This is a genomic window from Chryseobacterium angstadtii (genome assembly GCF_001045465.1).
GTDB classification, from domain to species: Bacteria; Bacteroidota; Bacteroidia; order Flavobacteriales; family Weeksellaceae; genus Chryseobacterium; species Chryseobacterium angstadtii.
Map to the genome: position 1 here is coordinate 14510 of NZ_LFND01000003.1, position 16005 is coordinate 30514.

The 16005-nt window shown below is 38.3% G+C and carries 16 protein-coding genes; 11 read left to right on the forward strand and 5 right to left on the reverse strand.

The genetic code is table 11. From position 1 onward, the window contains the following. The first annotated feature begins 18 nt into the window (after window positions 1-18). The 10 genes from ACM46_RS08270 (at window position 19) to ACM46_RS08315 (ending at window position 8328) form a co-directional block, all read left to right on the forward strand. A complete protein-coding gene (locus ACM46_RS08270; RefSeq protein ID WP_048506189.1) occupies window positions 19-798 on the forward strand; it encodes an alpha/beta fold hydrolase in 780 nt (259 codons plus the stop codon). Window positions 799-912: 114 nt separating this feature from the next. Further along, window positions 913-1158: a microviridin/marinostatin family tricyclic proteinase inhibitor gene (locus tag ACM46_RS08275; protein WP_048506190.1), complete on the forward strand. Its 246-nt coding sequence runs from the start codon at window positions 913-915 to the stop codon at window positions 1156-1158. Window positions 1159-1199: 41 nt separating this feature from the next. Next, window positions 1200-1448, forward strand: coding sequence for a microviridin/marinostatin family tricyclic proteinase inhibitor (locus tag ACM46_RS08280; RefSeq protein WP_048506191.1), 249 nt, complete (start codon window positions 1200-1202; stop codon window positions 1446-1448). A 41-nt stretch (window positions 1449-1489) separates the two neighbouring features. Beyond that, window positions 1490-1726: a microviridin/marinostatin family tricyclic proteinase inhibitor gene (locus ACM46_RS08285; protein ID WP_048506192.1), complete on the forward strand. Its 237-nt coding sequence runs from the start codon at window positions 1490-1492 to the stop codon at window positions 1724-1726. Window positions 1727-1778: 52 nt separating this feature from the next. Further along, a complete protein-coding gene (locus tag ACM46_RS08290; RefSeq protein ID WP_048506193.1) occupies window positions 1779-2012 on the forward strand; it encodes a microviridin/marinostatin family tricyclic proteinase inhibitor in 234 nt (77 codons plus the stop codon). Between the two features lie 82 nt (window positions 2013-2094). Then, on the forward strand, window positions 2095-3051 hold the full coding sequence (locus ACM46_RS08295) for an MvdC/MvdD family ATP grasp protein (protein ID WP_048506194.1): 957 nt from the start codon (window positions 2095-2097) through the stop codon (window positions 3049-3051). Next, window positions 3044-4048: an MvdD family ATP-grasp ribosomal peptide maturase gene (locus tag ACM46_RS08300; protein ID WP_048506195.1), complete on the forward strand. Its 1005-nt coding sequence runs from the start codon at window positions 3044-3046 to the stop codon at window positions 4046-4048. Before ACM46_RS08295 ends, ACM46_RS08300 begins: the two co-directional genes overlap by 8 nt. Before the next feature lie 300 nt (window positions 4049-4348). After that, complete coding sequence (locus ACM46_RS08305) at window positions 4349-5362, forward strand: NAD-dependent epimerase/dehydratase family protein (RefSeq protein ID WP_048506196.1); 1014 nt, start codon at window positions 4349-4351, stop codon at window positions 5360-5362. Then, window positions 5359-7128: an AMP-dependent synthetase/ligase gene (locus ACM46_RS08310; RefSeq protein WP_048506197.1), complete on the forward strand. Its 1770-nt coding sequence runs from the start codon at window positions 5359-5361 to the stop codon at window positions 7126-7128. The genes ACM46_RS08305 and ACM46_RS08310 overlap by 4 nt, the downstream gene beginning before the upstream one ends. Window positions 7129-7269: 141 nt before the next feature. Further along, on the forward strand, window positions 7270-8328 hold the full coding sequence (locus ACM46_RS08315; RefSeq protein ID WP_048506198.1) for a diphosphomevalonate decarboxylase: 1059 nt from the start codon (window positions 7270-7272) through the stop codon (window positions 8326-8328). Window positions 8329-8652: 324 nt separating this feature from the next. Here the strand turns inward: ACM46_RS08315 and ACM46_RS08320 are convergent, their stop codons facing one another. From ACM46_RS08320 to ACM46_RS08340, 5 genes are all read right to left on the reverse strand, one after another. Then, complete coding sequence (locus ACM46_RS08320) at window positions 8653-9318, reverse strand: DUF2461 domain-containing protein (protein ID WP_048506199.1); 666 nt, start codon at window positions 9316-9318, stop codon at window positions 8653-8655. 98 nt (window positions 9319-9416) lie between these two features. Further along, window positions 9417-10646 carry an ABC transporter permease gene (locus ACM46_RS08325; protein ID WP_048506200.1) on the reverse strand — a complete coding sequence of 410 codons (1230 nt, stop codon included), beginning with the start codon at window positions 10644-10646 and terminating at the stop codon, window positions 9417-9419. A gap of 23 nt (window positions 10647-10669) precedes the next feature. Next, a complete protein-coding gene (locus tag ACM46_RS08330; protein WP_048506201.1) occupies window positions 10670-11419 on the reverse strand; it encodes an ABC transporter ATP-binding protein in 750 nt (249 codons plus the stop codon). 24 nt (window positions 11420-11443) lie between these two features. Further along, window positions 11444-12709, reverse strand: coding sequence for an efflux RND transporter periplasmic adaptor subunit (locus tag ACM46_RS08335; RefSeq protein ID WP_048506202.1), 1266 nt, complete (start codon window positions 12707-12709; stop codon window positions 11444-11446). 2 nt (window positions 12710-12711) lie between these two features. Continuing rightward, window positions 12712-13977 (reverse strand): TolC family protein, encoded by a 1266-nt coding sequence (locus tag ACM46_RS08340; RefSeq protein ID WP_048506203.1) that lies wholly within the window; start codon window positions 13975-13977, stop codon window positions 12712-12714. 272 nt (window positions 13978-14249) lie between these two features. On the opposite strand from ACM46_RS08340, the gene ACM46_RS08345 reads away from it, so the two are divergent. Continuing rightward, entirely contained in the window at window positions 14250-15947 is a 1698-nt protein-coding gene (locus ACM46_RS08345) for a DEAD/DEAH box helicase (RefSeq protein ID WP_048506204.1), read from the forward strand. Window positions 15948-16005 lie beyond the last annotated feature (58 nt).

The following is a 16005-nucleotide window of genomic DNA, read 5'->3' on the forward strand; positions in this document are numbered from 1 at the left end:
CTAATTTCTAAAATAAAAATGGAAATCTTAAACTCAAAAATATTTGGCGAAAATCTTACGGTTACGCCGCTTCTTGTATTTCACGGACTGTTTGGTATGCTTGATAACTGGGGAACTTTTGGAAAAGACCTGGGTGAGTATCTTCCCGTACATCTTATTGACCTCCGGAACCACGGGCGAAGCTTTCATTCGGAAAGTATGTCTCATGATGATCTGGCGGATGATATTGCCCGGTATATGGATCATTACGGTATTCAGAAAGCGCATGTCCTGGGACATTCTTTGGGTGGAAAAGCAGTGATGCAGTTCGCACTGAAATACCAGGAAAGAGTAGAGAAACTGATCGTAGTGGATATTTCTCCAAAAGCATATCCACCGCATCATCAGGGAATTATAAAAGCTCTTGAGACGGTAGACTTTAATACGGTTGCTTCCAGAGGCGAAGTAGAAACTGTTTTAAGCCAATATATTCCAGAAAAATCTACAATACAGTTCCTGGCAAAAAATTTATACTGGGACGAAAATAAAAAGCTGAACTGGAGATTCAACCTGAAAACTTTATCTGAAAAATATAATGAATTTGTTTCGAATGCTGTAAAGTTTGGTGTTTTTGAAGGAGATACTTTATTTATTGCAGGGGAGAAGTCAAATTACATCCTTCCTCAGGATGAATACGGAATTAAACAGCAGTTTCCAAAAGCAAAAATTGTAACGGTAAAAAATGCAGGACATTGGGTTCAGGCTGAAAATCCAGTTGATTTTGCGAAAGTAGTGAAGGATTTTTTAGGTTTAGATTGATTTAATACTATGCTTTGAATAATTAAGTTAAAATTTTCTTAAAGTAAGATAATATTTCCCCACGTATTGAAATTTTTGTACTTTAGTTTCACAAAAAACTAAATATATTAACTTATGGAAAAGAAAAACTCAAAAAAACCATTCTTTGCTTCATTTTTAGAGAAACAAATTCAAGATCCTGAGAAAGTTCAGGGAGGTGGAATCACCACACCAACTACGGATGTTCTTACGGTACCAACCAGAGACACCATCACTACATCACCATTTCTTGACAACGCCACATCAACTGTGAGAGATCAGATCGTTACGATGAAGTATCCTTCTGACAGCGATGAATCAGGAGAACTGGAAGTTTTGTAATCGAAACTATAAAGAAAAATTAACAACCAAACTCAATTATTATGAACAACGAAAATTCAAAAAAGAAGCCCTTTTTTGCTTCATTTCTTGAGAAGCAAATCAAAGATCCGGAAACTATTCAGGGAGGAAATATCATTAGCAGTCCTGACTCCGATGTGATTACAGCTCCTTCTATAGACAATGTTACAAGACCTGTTTTTGATAATGTAACTGCGCCAAGCAAGGACCTTTTGGTTACCATGAAATATCCTTCAGACAATGATGAGTCAGGAGAACTGGAAGCTTTCTAATTGAAGTTGTAAAAGAAAATTAACAACCAAACTCAATTATTATGAAAGACCAGAATTCAAAAAAGAAGCCTTTTTTTGCTTCATTCTTAGAGAAGCAAATTAAAGATCCGGAAACCATTCAAGGGGGTGGAGTTATTACCAACACTGATAATGACGTTATTACACTACCTTCAAGAGATAACGCTACAGCACAGATTCTTGATCATGTGACAAGTCCTAACAAAGATCTTCTAGTTACCATGAAGTATCCTTCAGATGGTGATGAAGATATTGTTTAAATTTCTGTACACAAGAAATTGTAAGTATATTTTTAACCAAAACTAAATTATTATGAAAAACAAAAATTCAAAAAAACAGCCTTTTTTTGCGTCATTCCTTGAAAAGCAGCTTAAAGATCCTGAGACCATCAAAGGAGGAGATACCAGTATCATTACGAATATCTTAAAAGACTCAATCACAAAACCAGCTGTTGATGTAGTAACTTCTCCTCAGGATGATATGATGCATACGCTGAAATATCCTTCAGACGGAGATGATGATGCGCCAATCATTCCGCTGGACTAAGAAATGAACTATTAATCGTATTAATACAATCATATCAAAGGAAACTTACCATTAAGTTTCCTTTTTTAATAAAAACAGGCAAATGATTCTCTGCATTACCCACTCAAAGGATTTTTATAATATCGATATCTTTTTTGAATACCTTACTTCGAAGAATATTCCTTATTTCAGACTGAATTCCGATCGTATGAATCATCTTCAAAAGATCAGCTTAACTGAAAATTCATTTGAACTGACTGATGAATTCGGGAATACCGTCCATTCCGGAGATATAAAAGGAGTATGGCACAGAAAAGCTTGGGGAATCAGTATTCCTGAAGAACTGGATGAAGACTATAAAAAAACATTCCTGAACGGATACGGAAATCTACGTTATAATCTGATCACCCTTTTAGAAAGCATTCCGTGGATCAATCCCTATGAAAATGAAAAAAAGATTGACGGAAATAAAATGCTTCAGCTGAAATTGGCCAAAGACAATAATCTGACAGTTCCGGCCACTATTTTTTCTAATGACGAGGAGAAGATCATTTCCTTTTTTCATGAATTCTGCAAAGGAAAAGCAGTTGCAAAACTCCACAGTCTGACTGCAAAAACCATGAACGGAGAAAATCTTATCTCTACGATGATTATTGAAGAGGATACTCTGGAACATATGGCAGATATTGCGTATTGTCCCATGATCTTCCAGCCTTATATCGACAAGGAATATGAACTCAGAATTGTCTATATAGCCGGAGAATTTTTCACCGGAAAAATCAATAACAGTGAGAATGTAGACTGGCGGCTGGCCCAGGGAAACTATGTCTGGTCGGTTTACGAGCTGCCGGAAAATGTAAAAACCGGGCTCGCTTCTATGATGGAAGAAATGGGACTTTACATCGGAGCTATAGACATGATCAGAGGAAAAGATGGAGCGTATTATTTTCTTGAAGTCAATCCGCAGGGAGAATGGGGAATGTTACAGAAAGAGCTTGGGTTTCCTATTGCAGAAAGAATTGCCGATAACCTTATAAAAAGAATCAATATCCATGAATAAAATATTAATCATTACGCATACAGCAGATAATTTCTCCATTGAGAAAGTAACGGAATACATTGAAAAAAACGGATGTGAAGTCATTCGTTTCGATGTAGATCTTTATCCTATACAAAATAAACTGTCAACCGTTTTTCAGGATGGAGAATGGGTGAGTATTCTTGAAACCAAAGAGGCAAAATACCGTCTGGACGATATTGCTGCCGTTTGGTACAGAAGAGCCTACAATATAGGAAACGGTGTGAAGGAAGAAATGGATAAGAAATTTTACGGAGCTGCTATGGGGGAAATCCGTAATACACTTTTCGGATTTATAGAGTCTGTAGATGCTTATGCACTGGGAAAACCTGGAATTTACAGAAGACTGGACAGCAAGGAAGAACAGCTTAAAGTGGCTGTTAAATTAGGACTTAAAATTCCTGAAACCTGCCTGACCAATAATCCTGAAGAAGCCAGACAGTTTATTCTTAAACATCAGAATGTAATTGCTAAAATGCAGACCGGTTTTGCCATTTATGAAGATGGTGTGGAAAGCGTGGTTTTTACCAACGTGGTGGGAGAAGAAAAGCTTGAAGAGCTGGATACACTGGTGTACTGCCCGATGCAGTTCCAGAAAAAAATTGAAAAGAAAAAAGAGCTTCGTGTTACCATTGTAGGACGGGATGTGTATGCTTTTGAAATAGATTCCCAGCAGTCTGAAGATGCGAAGGTAGACTGGAGAAAAGACGGAGTGAACTTACTGACGAAATGGGTAAGAACAGAGCTTCCGGCAGATGTGGAATCAAAACTTCTTGAACTGCTGGATGTTTATAATGTAGATTACGGAGCCATCGATATTATTGTGTCTCCTGAGGATGAATATTATTTTATCGAAATCAATGCAGCAGGCGAGTTTTTCTGGCTGGATAATTTAACGGAAGAAAATCTTATTTCTAAGAGTATTGCAGATGTTCTTTGTGATAAAGCTCCTAGAAGAAATAATATGGTTATGGCGTAACAGTTTATAACTCCTGATTTTAAAAGCCCTTTTGTTTATTCAAAGGGCTTTTTTGTTTGTTAATGTGAAAAAATGAATGGTATGGGAGCCCGCACATTAAAAATTCTATTATTCAGTCAAATTAAATAAGCAGGCATCCAAAGACTCAAATAATGATAATATTGATGAAATTAAGAGGAATTCTGCTTTAAAAATTGCAAATTTGCATAAGCGGTTTTTCATAAGTTCCGAACAGGAAAATGGAGAATTGCCGGATAGAAAATATTGTCATATTTTAGTCAGCAATCAAGTAAATAATTAATGATTTTTGTAACGGGTGCAACCGGAATTCTGGGGAGAATGATCGTTTTGGAACTTCTTAAAAAGGGAAAGAACGTGCGTGCTTCCAAAAGACCGGGCAGTAATTTAAAGGATGTAAGGCATTCTTACGGCTTCTATACGGAGAATCCTGAAGATTTTTTTAACAGGATTGAATGGGTAGATGTAGATTTTGATGATCTGGATTCCCTTCAGAATGCATTGAAAGGTGTAGATGAGGTGTATCACTGTGCCGCCAAAGTAAGTTTCCATCCTCACGATGAAAAAGAAATGTACCATACCAATGTAAAAGGTACGGAAAATCTGCTGTTTTCATGTGAAGGATCGGGAGTTAAAAAATTTCTGCACGTAAGCACCATTGCTGTATTGGATATTTTTAATGAAAAAGGAGAATTAGACGAAAATTCTGAGTTTAATTCCAAAGAAGAACATTCTGCCTATGCCATATCCAAACATCTTGCCGAGATGGAAGTCTGGAAAGCCTCTGCAGAAGGGCTGAATACAATTATTGTCAATCCGGGAATGATTATCGGAAGCGGGAACTGGGGACAGAGCAGCGGAGATATTTTCCCGACCTTTGAAAAGAATGGTTTTACATTTTCCGGCGGAACAAGTTATGTAGACGTAAGAGATGTCGCTGAAATATGCATTGAGCTGATGGAAAAAAATGCTTTCGGAGAACGTTTTATTCTGATCTCAGAAAACAGAAGGTATGCTGAACTTGGAAAACAGATCAGATCACAGCTTGGTTTGAAAGAAGCTAAAATCCTTACCGCATTTCAGCTGAATCTTGGAAGACTGGCCAATATCCTTTTCGGATGGCTGATTCCTAAACTTAGAATAATCACTAAATCCAATATTGAATCCATATCATCACTTAACACCATTTCCAACCAAAAAATTAAAAAAGAGATGGATTATCAGTTTATTCCTGTGAAAGACAGTATAGATTTTCATCTTAAAAATTATATTAACGACAAAAAGCTGAATTCATGAATCTTGCAGCAGCAATTATCCTAAAAAATGTAGAAAAACATCCGGTAAAATCCGCGATAGGCTTTAAAAAGAAAGATGAGGTCTGGAAAGAATTGAGCTGGAAAAAATTCGGTGAGATCGTTTTTAGAACGGCTAATGCACTAAAAGAAGCAGGGATTCAGGAAAATGATAAAGTAGCTATCTACTCAGACAATTCTTCTGAATGGATGATCTTTGATCTGGCTTCAATGGCCATTGGTGCCATTACAGTGCCTATTTATTCTACCAATAATGCTGAGCAGGCGGAATATATCATTAATGACTCCTCTGCGAAAGCGGTGCTTGTTGGGAGTCAGGCTCAGTATGACGCATGCCTGGAGCTTTTGAATAAAGAAGGGAACCAGTTGGAAACCATCGTTGTTTCTAAAAAATCGGTCTGGATCAAGAAAGAATTCAACAGTTTTTACCTTGAAGATTTCATTGCAAAATCCTCTCCGAAACTGGAAATCTGCGAAAAGGAAAACGATGATACAGCCACACTGATTTATACTTCCGGCACTACCGGAACTCCTAAAGGCGTTATGCTTACGCACGGAAATTTCATTAAAGCTTTCGATTCCCACTTTGAGTTTTTTAAATTCAAAAACTTTGAAGAAGAGCTTTCACTGGCATTTCTTCCGCTTAGCCACGTTTTCGAAAGAAGCTGGAGTCTGCTGTGTCTTTATGGCGGAGCGAGGGTTTATTTTCTGGAAGATCCGAAAAATATAGCCAAAGCCCTGGAAGAGGTGAAACCTACCATGATGTGCGCGGTACCGAGGTTTTTCCAGAAAGTCTATGCAGGAGTTTTGGAGAAAGCGGAAGAAGGCTCATCCTTGAAGAAAAAAATATTCAATTGGGCAGTGGCTACAGGTTGGCAGACTGCTGAATTGAGAAGAAATGAACAACCAATTCCTTTTGGATTAAAATTAAAAGAATCCATTGCCAACAGCCTTGTTTTTAGCAAAATCAAAGAAAAAATGGGTGGAAGACTTTGGTTCTTGCCTTGCGGAGGAGCATCCCTGTCGCCGGAAGTTACCCGCTTTTTCGATTCTGTGGGAATTCATGTTACAGTAGGATATGGACTTACGGAAACTACTGCCACACTGACCCTTTTCCCATTGACGCATTTTGAACACGGAACCAGTGGAAAACCTCTGCCGGGTGTAGAAATCCGTATTGGAGAAAGTGACGAAATTCAGGCAAAAGGAAACGGAATCATGAAGGGCTATTACAACAAACCCGAAGAAACCCGGAAAGTTTTCACAGAAGACGGATGGTTCAAAACCGGAGATGCCGGAAAATTTGATGAGAAAGGAAATCTGATCATTACAGACAGGATCAAAGACCTGATGAAAACCTCCAATGGGAAATATATTGCCCCGCAGCAGATTGAGAACCTTCTTACCAATAACAATTTTGTTCAGCAGATTATGCTTGTGGCAGAAGGAAGACAGTTTGTTTCCGCACTAATTGTCCCTAATTTTGAGTTTTTGAAGGACTATATGAGCAAAAACAACATCTCTTTTACCAATTGGGAAGAGGCTGTGAAAAATGACAAGGTTATTGGTCTTTATAAAGAAAAAATTAAAGAACTTCAGATTCATATGGCAGACTACGAGAAAGTGAAAAAGTTCACGCTGATGCCTGCTGAATTCGATATTAATACAGGAGAAATCACCCCTACATTAAAGGTTAAAAGAAATGTGGTTCTTAAAAAATATGCAGACCTTATAGAAAAAATGTATTAAAAATAAAACTTTACTATTTTGAAGACCCGATTGGTTTTTGAATATTCAGTTTTATTTTAACTTAAAAAATAACTAAAATGGAGCAGGTTTTTGTTTCTTTTTGAATGGAAATAACAAAATGCTACCATTTTAAATCAGATTATGACAACACAAGAATTTCTAGGAAAACAGAGTTTTACCATTCATACGCAAACGGTTTCAGAAAGCTGCCCGTCTAATATTGCCCTTATTAAATATTGGGGTAAATATGAAAACCAGATTCCTGCCAATCCAAGCATCAGCTATACTCTGAATCATTGCAAAACCAATACTTCGATGGAGTTTCTGGCAGATGAGCCCTTCTCTGTACAGACTTTCCTGGCAGGGAATGAAGAAGTAAAATTTGCAGAAAAAATAGAAAAATACTTTAGAAATATAGAGCAGTACCTTCCGTGGATACTGAAGGGAAAATACATCATCAGAACAGAGAATACCTTTCCACACAGTTCCGGAATTGCCAGCTCAGCTTCAGGATTTGGAGCCATAGCGAAATGTCTGATGGCATTAGATAGCACTTTTTCAGGAGGAATTTCTGAAGAAGAAGCTACAAGAAAAGCCTCTTTTCTGGCTAGATTAGGAAGCGGAAGTGCATGCAGGAGCCTGTACAACGGATTAATCGTTTGGGGAGTGTCAAATGAAGTGGAAGGAAGTTCAGACTTATTTGCCGTAAAATACCCGGATGATGAGATTCACGAGGTATTCAAACAGTTTAATGACTGGGTTCTCCTGATTCACGAAGGACAGAAAAGTGTTTCTTCAACTGTAGGTCATGGACTGATGAACACCAATCCCTATGCTGAAAGAAGATTTCAGGAAGCAAGAGAGAATTTTGTTCCGATGAAGGAGATTCTGAAAAGCGGTGATATGGAACGTTTCATTACACTGGTCGAACATGAAGCTCTTACGCTGCACGCTATGATGATGATGAGTGATCCTGCTTTTATTCTGATGAAAACAGGAACTTTGGAAGTGATCAATAAAATCTGGGACTTCCGCAGAGAAACCGGGCTCCCGTTATTCTTTACACTGGATGCAGGGGCAAATGTTCACCTTTTGTTCCCGATTAATGAATCTGAAGATAAAATCAAGACCTTCATTGAAGCAGAATTACTCCAGCATACTCAAAAGAATGGAGTAGTGAAGGACGTGATGAGGTTCTAAAAAAATACTGTAGTTCTTTATTGCAGATTAGATTAAATATAGAGATCTGCGTAATCCGTGAAATCTGTGTAGGGAAAACCTCCCGCAGACTTTACGGATTATGTAGATTTTTTTTGGATATAAATTTTAGAATACGAAGGCTGGATTATTGATGAGTTTTAATTCATCTGCTTCATCAAATCAATTTCAATTGATCCCTTCTTTGCTTACTTTGAATATACATTCTTATGATTAAACTTTGCGTGAAAAAATCGCACAATGATATTTATGAGAAATAAAAAATCAGTTAAAACTGATCCTTTATATGAAATACAACCTAAACTTTTAAAGAAAAGGCGTATTCAGGAAATCATTAAAAGGTTTCATCAGTTTAAAAATCTTCGTCAGGTTCTTTACTGCGTTTTTATCCATCACTTCTTCGTCCTTCAGAGAATACACCACAATGAAATTTTTAAGCTTTAAATATTCTCCCATCGGATCTTCTTTCTCAAAACCCTGAGGAATTTTCTTCAACTTATCATCCTGATCAAGCTCCGGGAAATGCTTTTTAAAGTCTTTGTTGTTGATGATCTTCAGAAAATCTTCACCATATAACGAAATTTCTTTTCTTACTTCTTTCAAAACAGAAGATTCGGGCATATAGATTCCGCCGGCCAAAAAAGATTTTCCGGGCTCCATATGAAGATAGTAACCTCCTTTCTGGCTTCCTTTTCCCATTCCTAATGAAGCTCCGAAATTGGTTTTGTAAGGTATTTTATCCTTTGAAAATCGCGTGTCCCTGTAAATTCTGAACAATGCTTTTTTACCGTCAAGTTTACCCAGTTCTTCATCAAATCCGGCCATTTCTTTGATCAGGCTATCCAGAAAAGAAATGACGTTTTCCTGAGATTCCGTATAAAAACTTTTATTTTCGGTGAACCATTCGCGGTTATTATTTTCGGTTAATACTTTCAGGAACTCAAATGTTTTGGGTGAAATGGTGGCTGACATATTTTTTTGTTTTAGTTGTGGGTGCGGGTTTCGGGTTATGGGTTTCGGTTTAAACCGGCAACTGATAACCAGCAACCTTTATTCAAAAATACAGAAAACTATTCATATCTCAAGGCTTCGATAGGATCAAGTTTTGAGGCTTTCAATGCAGGATAATACCCGAAAAATACTCCGGTTACTGCACAGACGATAAAGGATACGATAATGGATGATTCTGTAATAAAAGTGGGCCATGACAAGAAGAACGTAACTAATTTTGAAGAAAGAACACCCAGAAGAACACCTATAATTCCACCTGTAATGCTGATAAGAACAGCTTCTATCAGAAACTGATACAGAATATCTTTTCCCCTTGCTCCAATGGACATTCTCAAACCTATTTCCTTCGTTCTCTCCGTCACGGAAACATACATGATATTCATAATTCCGATTCCGCCTACAATCAGGGATATTCCTGCAATGGCAGATAAAAGTACGGTCAGAAGCTGGCTAGTAGAACTCATGGTAGAGATCAGCTCGGCCTGGGTTCTCACGGAAAAATCGTCATTGCTGCCGTCTGCCGGAAGTTTATGCTGTTTTCTCAAAATTTCCGAAACCTGATCGGTGGCTTGTTGAGACGTATTTTCATTCGTGGATGAAGCATATATGGTCTGTACATAGGTAATTCCGAGGAACCTTCTCTGTACCGTATTAAATGGGGCAATAATTACATCATCCTGATCCTGTCCGAATGCATTTGATCCTTTGGGAGCCAGTATGCCAATCACTTTCATAGGAACTTTGTTGAAGCGGATAATACTGCCTACCGGATCTTCACCGTTGGGAAATAGATTGGAATAAACGGTTTGACCTAAAAGACAGACTTTATTGGAAGAAGTTACATCCTTTTTGGTGAAAAGACTGCCATCTGAAATATTCCAGTCTCTGATTTTGAAATACTCTTCATTCACTCCCTGAAGCTGCGTGGGCCAGTTGTTGGCTCCATTGATGGTTTGTCCGTTGGTTTGTACTGCCGCCGAAACATAGGAAACATCCGGTGCTCCTTTTGAAATAGCATCCGCATCCTGAGCTTTCAGGGTCTGTAGCCCGGAGGCGCCTATTCTTGCTCCTCCTGAAACATTCACATTACTGGATGGCCGGATAGTGATCATATTCGACCCCATGGATGAAAGCTGATCACTGATGCTTTTTTTTGAACCTTCCCCAATGGCGGTCATGGCAATCACGGAGGCCACACCAATAATGATGCCCAACATCGTGAGAAAGGCACGCAACTTATTTCGTAAAAGGGCTTTCCAGGCGATCCGGAAGAGATTGGAGACATTCATTTTATTCAGTTTTTAAGATAAAACTATTTGTAGTCATCATTTACCGGAAGGCTTTCCAGTGCTTCTTTGGCTGATCTTATATTTTCATTTTGGAGATCTTTAATGACTTTTCCGTCCCTTAATGTCACTGTTCTTGTACTGAAGGCGGCAATATCGGGTTCATGAGTCACAAATACGATCGTTCTTCCCTGTTTGTGCAGATCCTGCATCAGAGCCATAATTTCATAAGACGTTCTTGTATCAAGATTTCCCGTAGCTTCATCCGCAAGGATCATAACGGGTTCATTCACTAAAGCTCTGGCAATGGCAACTCTTTGCTGCTGCCCTCCGGACATCTGATTGGGTAGATGATCAATTCTGTTTTCCAGTTTAACGGCTGTCAGTGCATTAATGGCCCGTTGATGCCGTTCCTCACCCGATACTTTGGGATTGTAAAGAAGCGGAAGTTCCACATTTTCTTTAGCAGTGGTTCTTGCCAGAAGATTATACGCCTGAAATACAAAACCGATCTTTTGATTTCTTAAAATGGCTAATTCATCGCGGTCCAGGTTTTTAACATTTACTCCATCCAGAATATAATCTCCGGATGACGGCTTATCCAGGCATCCCAGAATATTCAGCAATGTAGATTTTCCCGAGCCGCTGCTTCCCATGATCGTTACGAATTCTCCCCTTGTTACTGAAAATGTAACGCCTTTCAGTGCATGGACAATTTCTTCACCCATCTTGAATTCTCTTTTAAGATCTATAATGTCCAGAATTTTTTCGGCCATGATTTTCTTTTTTTAGATGTATAATTATCTTGGTCCGCCACCGCCGCCACTTCTGTTATTGCCGCCACCGCCTCTTCTTTGTGGCATAAACGGACTTTTTGCCGCATTTCCGGAAGATTTTTTAGATAAAAGTTTATATCCGGTGACGATATGGTCGTTTTTATTCAGTCCTGAAACCACTTGGATTTCGGTGTCATTATCCATTCCTGTTTTTATTTTTTTACGGGACAAAGTGCTGTCTTTTCCGATAATCCAGACGGCTGCTTCATTCGTTTTATTATCCGGATTCATATTTTGACTCCTGCCTTTTCCTTTCCCCTTTTTTTCATGATTAAAAGGCGAATTGACTTTGTATTTTTTTATAACCAGACTGTCCGGCCTGAAACTGGTGGCAGCAGCAGGAATTTTCATAATATTTTCCAGAATCTCTGTATAAATGGTGATATTGGCCGTCATTCCCGGTTTTAGTTTAAGACTTGAATTGTCCGCATTGATGATGGTGGTGTAATTCACTACGTTCGAAGAGACGGTAGGATGGAGTCTTACTTCAGAAACTTCCCCTTTAAACGTCTCGTCCGGAAAGGCATCCACTGTAAATGTGGCCTTTTGTCCAACTTTTACATTCCCGATATCCGCTTCATCCACGGAAGCACGAACCTGCATTTTGGTGAGATCCTTAGCAATACTGAACAGGGTAGGCGTACTGAAGCTTGATGCTACCGTTTGTCCTTCGCTTACATTTCTGTTCAGAACCGTTCCGTCAATAGGAGAATAGATATTGGTGAGCGAAAGATTTTTGTTTGCCGTAGAAAGCTGTGCATTTACGGAATTTACCTGTGCTTTGGCCGCATTATACTGGTTGGTGGCATTGTCGAAATCCGCTTTGCTTACCGCACCCACTTTGTACAGCTGTGACTGTCTGTTGAAATTGATTTCATTATAGGCGAGGTTGCTTTTTGCATTCTGCAGATTGGCTTTGATCTGTTCAGACTGAAACTGAAGAAGATCAGGATCTAAAGTAGCCAGCAGCTGACCTTTTTTCACGGTAGAATTAAAGTCTACATATGTTTTTTTAATGATCCCGGATACCTGAGTACCCACAGCAACAGTATCTACAGGCTGAACGGTCCCCGTGGCTGTAATGGAATTTGAAATTTCTCCCATTTCAGGCGTGACGGTTTCCAGCTGAATTTTTACTTCTTCTGCTCTGATGAAAAAATACCAGACAGCTCCGAGTACCAAGATACCTCCGATGATCCAGTATAGCCATTTTCTGTTCTTTGTTTTCATACTTACTTGAGAGTTATAGGGTTTCCTGCATAGAATTCATAGATCTGGCTGTTGAGAACGGCAGTATATTTGGCCTGCAGATAATTTTGTACAGACTGAATATAGAGAAGCCGCTGCTGCTGAAGCTGTACATAATCTATACTTCCTAATTTCATTTGTGCGTTCACAATATCATAACTCTGCTGGTTTATATTCATTTGTTTTGATGCAGAATCGTATTGTGAAAGAGCATTTTGGAGATTAATATAAGACTGTTCCACCTGTTGGTTAAGAATCGTTTTGGTGTTTTGAAGATCCAGATTAGCCTGTTCTATGGCTATTTTTGATTTTTCAATTTCTGTTTTATAGATCCGGTTATTGTAGATCGGAATTCCAAGACTTAATCCTACGGGCATATAAAAATTGTTTCCCAGCTGATTAAAATAGCTGCCGTTTCCTGTAGAATAATTGGTTGAAATATTTCCTGTTACATTCAAGGTAGGTTGTATGGAAGCCTGGGCCATTTTTAAATTAGTATTGGAATTTTCGATGTTCAATTCTCCGTATTTCACCTCCGGACGTTGTTTTTGGGCCTGATCCTGGGTTTCCTGTAAAGATTTTAGATGGTCTTCCACAATGATGGTATCAGGTTTTTCAATTTGAAAATCATAAGAGGACGGTAATTGCAGAAGCTGCTTGAGGTTCACAGTTCCTGAACGGAGATTGTTCTGCGCGGCAGTCAGATTATACTCGTCCTGAGCCACCTGAGCCTGGATCTGAAGATAATTCAGCTTTGAAATATTGCCGGCTTTGTAAAACTGGTCGCCCTGTTTAAGTTGGGTCTGGGTAGTTTTCAGAATATTTTCAAGAGAAATAATATTTTCCTGAGCCAGCAGAATATTAAGAAAGGCCTGGGTAATGCTTAAAGTAATATTGTTTTCAGCTTCCTGCACGGAAAGATCCGCCATCTGAACCAGCAGATTTTTTGAAAATTCGTTATTTTTAATGTATCCGGCATGATAGAGCGTCATAGAAGAATTGGCACCGATACTTTGCGACTGTGCTCCGTTGGCATGCAGACCGTTATTTCCGTTTAAAGCAAAAAGACCTTGAGAAACGGTTCCGCTTAGATTGGGGTATTTGGCATCTTTGGCCTGTAAAAGATCCTGATCGGATGAATTTTTTGAAAGTCTTAAAGAGTTGATTGAAATATTGTTTTCTTTCGCAAATTCTATGCAGTTTTCCAGTGTCCATGCCCTTGGATAGGGGGATGTCTGTGCATATATCATAAGTGTATTAAATGAGAATATCAAAAAGAAAAATTTACATTTCATGGTCTTATTCTTGAAAATTCATAAATAATACAGAAAAAATCAATCCAATTTAATAAAAAAAAACAATGTTTAACATGTTTTTAACGTGAAGGCTGTTTTTTTGGATTTAATTTTTTAAAAATTAAAAAAATATTAAAGGATTCTGAATTAAAGTTTACATATTTAAAACTTTATTCAAAAACAAATCAAATATTTATTGTATCTTTGCAAAAATTTTAAAATATTTAATGAATTTATTTACGGAGTCCAATTTAAGTCCTGACATTCTTAAGGCGGTTGGCGAACTGGGTTACGAAAGCCCGACAGAAATCCAAAAACAGACTATCCCTTTCATTCTTTCAGATATTCGCGACTTGATCGCACTTGCGCAGACAGGGACAGGCAAAACAGCAGCATTTTCGCTTCCGATTTTGGATATGATTGACGAAACGAGTCGCAAAATCCAATTATTGGTGCTTTGTCCGACACGGGAATTATGTCTTCAGATTTCTAAAGACATAAAAAATTATTCCAAGTACATGAGAGACATCAAAACCACAGCGGTTTATGGTGGTAGCAGTATTATGGATCAGATTCGCTCTTTAAAGGATAAACCACAGATTATTGTAGGAACTCCCGGAAGAGTAATCGACCTTATCAACAGAAAAGCACTTGATTTTTCTGCCATTCATTGGTTAGTTTTAGACGAAGCTGATGAAATGCTTTCTATGGGTTTCAAAGATGAGTTGGAAACAATTCTTAGCGAAACACCGGACACAAAGCAGACTTTCTTATTCTCGGCAACGATGAATAAAGAAGTAGAGAGAATTTCTAAAAATTATCTTACCAATCCTCACCGTATTTCTGTGGGTTCTATTAACGAGGTTAAGAAGAACATCAAGCATGAATACTATGTAGTAGGATACCGTCAGAAAAAAGAAGCTCTAAAAAGATTAATTGACGCAAACCCTAACCAGTATTCTATTCTTTTCTGCAGAACAAGAATGGAAACTCAGGAGGTTGCCGATTTCTTAATGCAGAACGGTTATGCAGCAGATGCTCTTCACGGAGATCTTTCTCAGGCGCAGAGAGATACGGTAATGAAGAAATTCAGACTGAAAAACATTGATATCCTTGTAGCAACGGATGTAGCGGCAAGAGGTTTGGATGTAAATTCCTTAACGCACGTTATCCATTATTCTTTACCTGATGATCCGGAGGTATTCGTTCACAGAAGCGGAAGAACCGGTAGAGCTGGAAAAGACGGTATTTCAATGGCGTTAATCAAGCCTGAAGAAAGCAGAAAACTGAAACAGATCAGATCTGCTACCAAAATTGAAATTACAGAGAAAACAATCCCGACAGGAGACGATATTATCAAAGCTCAGGTTGGAGGTGTTTTTGAAAAACTATTTACAGAGCACGAAGAAGATGTATTTGAATTCAACGACAGTTTGATTCCTGATCTTAGTGCTTTCACTAAAGAAGAACTGGTACATAAATTATTACAGTTCCAATTGAAAGACCTTGCTCTTTATTACAAAGACAAGCATGATCTTGCTGAACAGAAACTGAGCAGCAGAGATGATGATTACTCAAGAAGAGACAGAGGTCGCGATAGAGACCGTGACAGAGGAAGAGACCGCGACCGTGGCAGCAGAGATGGAAGAGACCGTGGCGGAAAACCTAGAAGAAAAGATGAAAACATGGTAAGATTCTTCTTCAATCTTGGAAAAAAAGATCAGTTGAAAAAGCTTGATGTTCTTGATATCATCAACAAAGCAACAGCCGGAAAAAGCAAAAAAAGAGCAGAAATCGGTGATATTGAAATCCTGGAGAAATTCTCATTCTTCGAAGTGGAAAAATCATTCCAGGAAAATGTGATGAGCAACATTCCTTCAATGAAATTCAGAGGAAAAGAAATGAGAGCTGAAGTAGCAAACTAAAGCATCAAAATTATAGTAAAAAACCGGCCTTTGGTCGGTTTTTTTATTTGATAATCAG

What these genes read in the sequence shown, in the direction of transcription:
- ACM46_RS08275 (WP_048506190.1), top strand. Translation starts at nt 913, where the DNA reads ATGGAAAAGAAAAACTCAAAAAAACCATTCTTTGCTTCATTTTTAGAG.
- ACM46_RS08310 (WP_048506197.1), top strand. Translation starts at nt 5,359, where the DNA reads ATGAATCTTGCAGCAGCAATTATCCTAAAAAATGTAGAAAAACATCCG.
- ACM46_RS08305 (WP_048506196.1), top strand. Translation starts at nt 4,349, where the DNA reads ATGATTTTTGTAACGGGTGCAACCGGAATTCTGGGGAGAATGATCGTT.
- ACM46_RS08325 (WP_048506200.1), bottom strand. Translation starts at nt 10,646, where the DNA reads ATGAATGTCTCCAATCTCTTCCGGATCGCCTGGAAAGCCCTTTTACGA.
- ACM46_RS08280 (WP_048506191.1), top strand. Translation starts at nt 1,200, where the DNA reads ATGAACAACGAAAATTCAAAAAAGAAGCCCTTTTTTGCTTCATTTCTT.
- ACM46_RS08270 (WP_048506189.1), top strand. Translation starts at nt 19, where the DNA reads ATGGAAATCTTAAACTCAAAAATATTTGGCGAAAATCTTACGGTTACG.
- ACM46_RS08340 (WP_048506203.1), bottom strand. Translation starts at nt 13,977, where the DNA reads ATGATATATGCACAGACATCCCCCTATCCAAGGGCATGGACACTGGAA.
- ACM46_RS08290 (WP_048506193.1), top strand. Translation starts at nt 1,779, where the DNA reads ATGAAAAACAAAAATTCAAAAAAACAGCCTTTTTTTGCGTCATTCCTT.
- ACM46_RS08345 (WP_048506204.1), top strand. Translation starts at nt 14,250, where the DNA reads ATGAATTTATTTACGGAGTCCAATTTAAGTCCTGACATTCTTAAGGCG.
- ACM46_RS08295 (WP_048506194.1), top strand. Translation starts at nt 2,095, where the DNA reads ATGATTCTCTGCATTACCCACTCAAAGGATTTTTATAATATCGATATC.
- ACM46_RS08300 (WP_048506195.1), top strand. Translation starts at nt 3,044, where the DNA reads ATGAATAAAATATTAATCATTACGCATACAGCAGATAATTTCTCCATT.
- ACM46_RS08285 (WP_048506192.1), top strand. Translation starts at nt 1,490, where the DNA reads ATGAAAGACCAGAATTCAAAAAAGAAGCCTTTTTTTGCTTCATTCTTA.
- ACM46_RS08335 (WP_048506202.1), bottom strand. Translation starts at nt 12,709, where the DNA reads ATGAAAACAAAGAACAGAAAATGGCTATACTGGATCATCGGAGGTATC.
- ACM46_RS08315 (WP_048506198.1), top strand. Translation starts at nt 7,270, where the DNA reads ATGACAACACAAGAATTTCTAGGAAAACAGAGTTTTACCATTCATACG.
- ACM46_RS08320 (WP_048506199.1), bottom strand. Translation starts at nt 9,318, where the DNA reads ATGTCAGCCACCATTTCACCCAAAACATTTGAGTTCCTGAAAGTATTA.
- ACM46_RS08330 (WP_048506201.1), bottom strand. Translation starts at nt 11,419, where the DNA reads ATGGCCGAAAAAATTCTGGACATTATAGATCTTAAAAGAGAATTCAAG.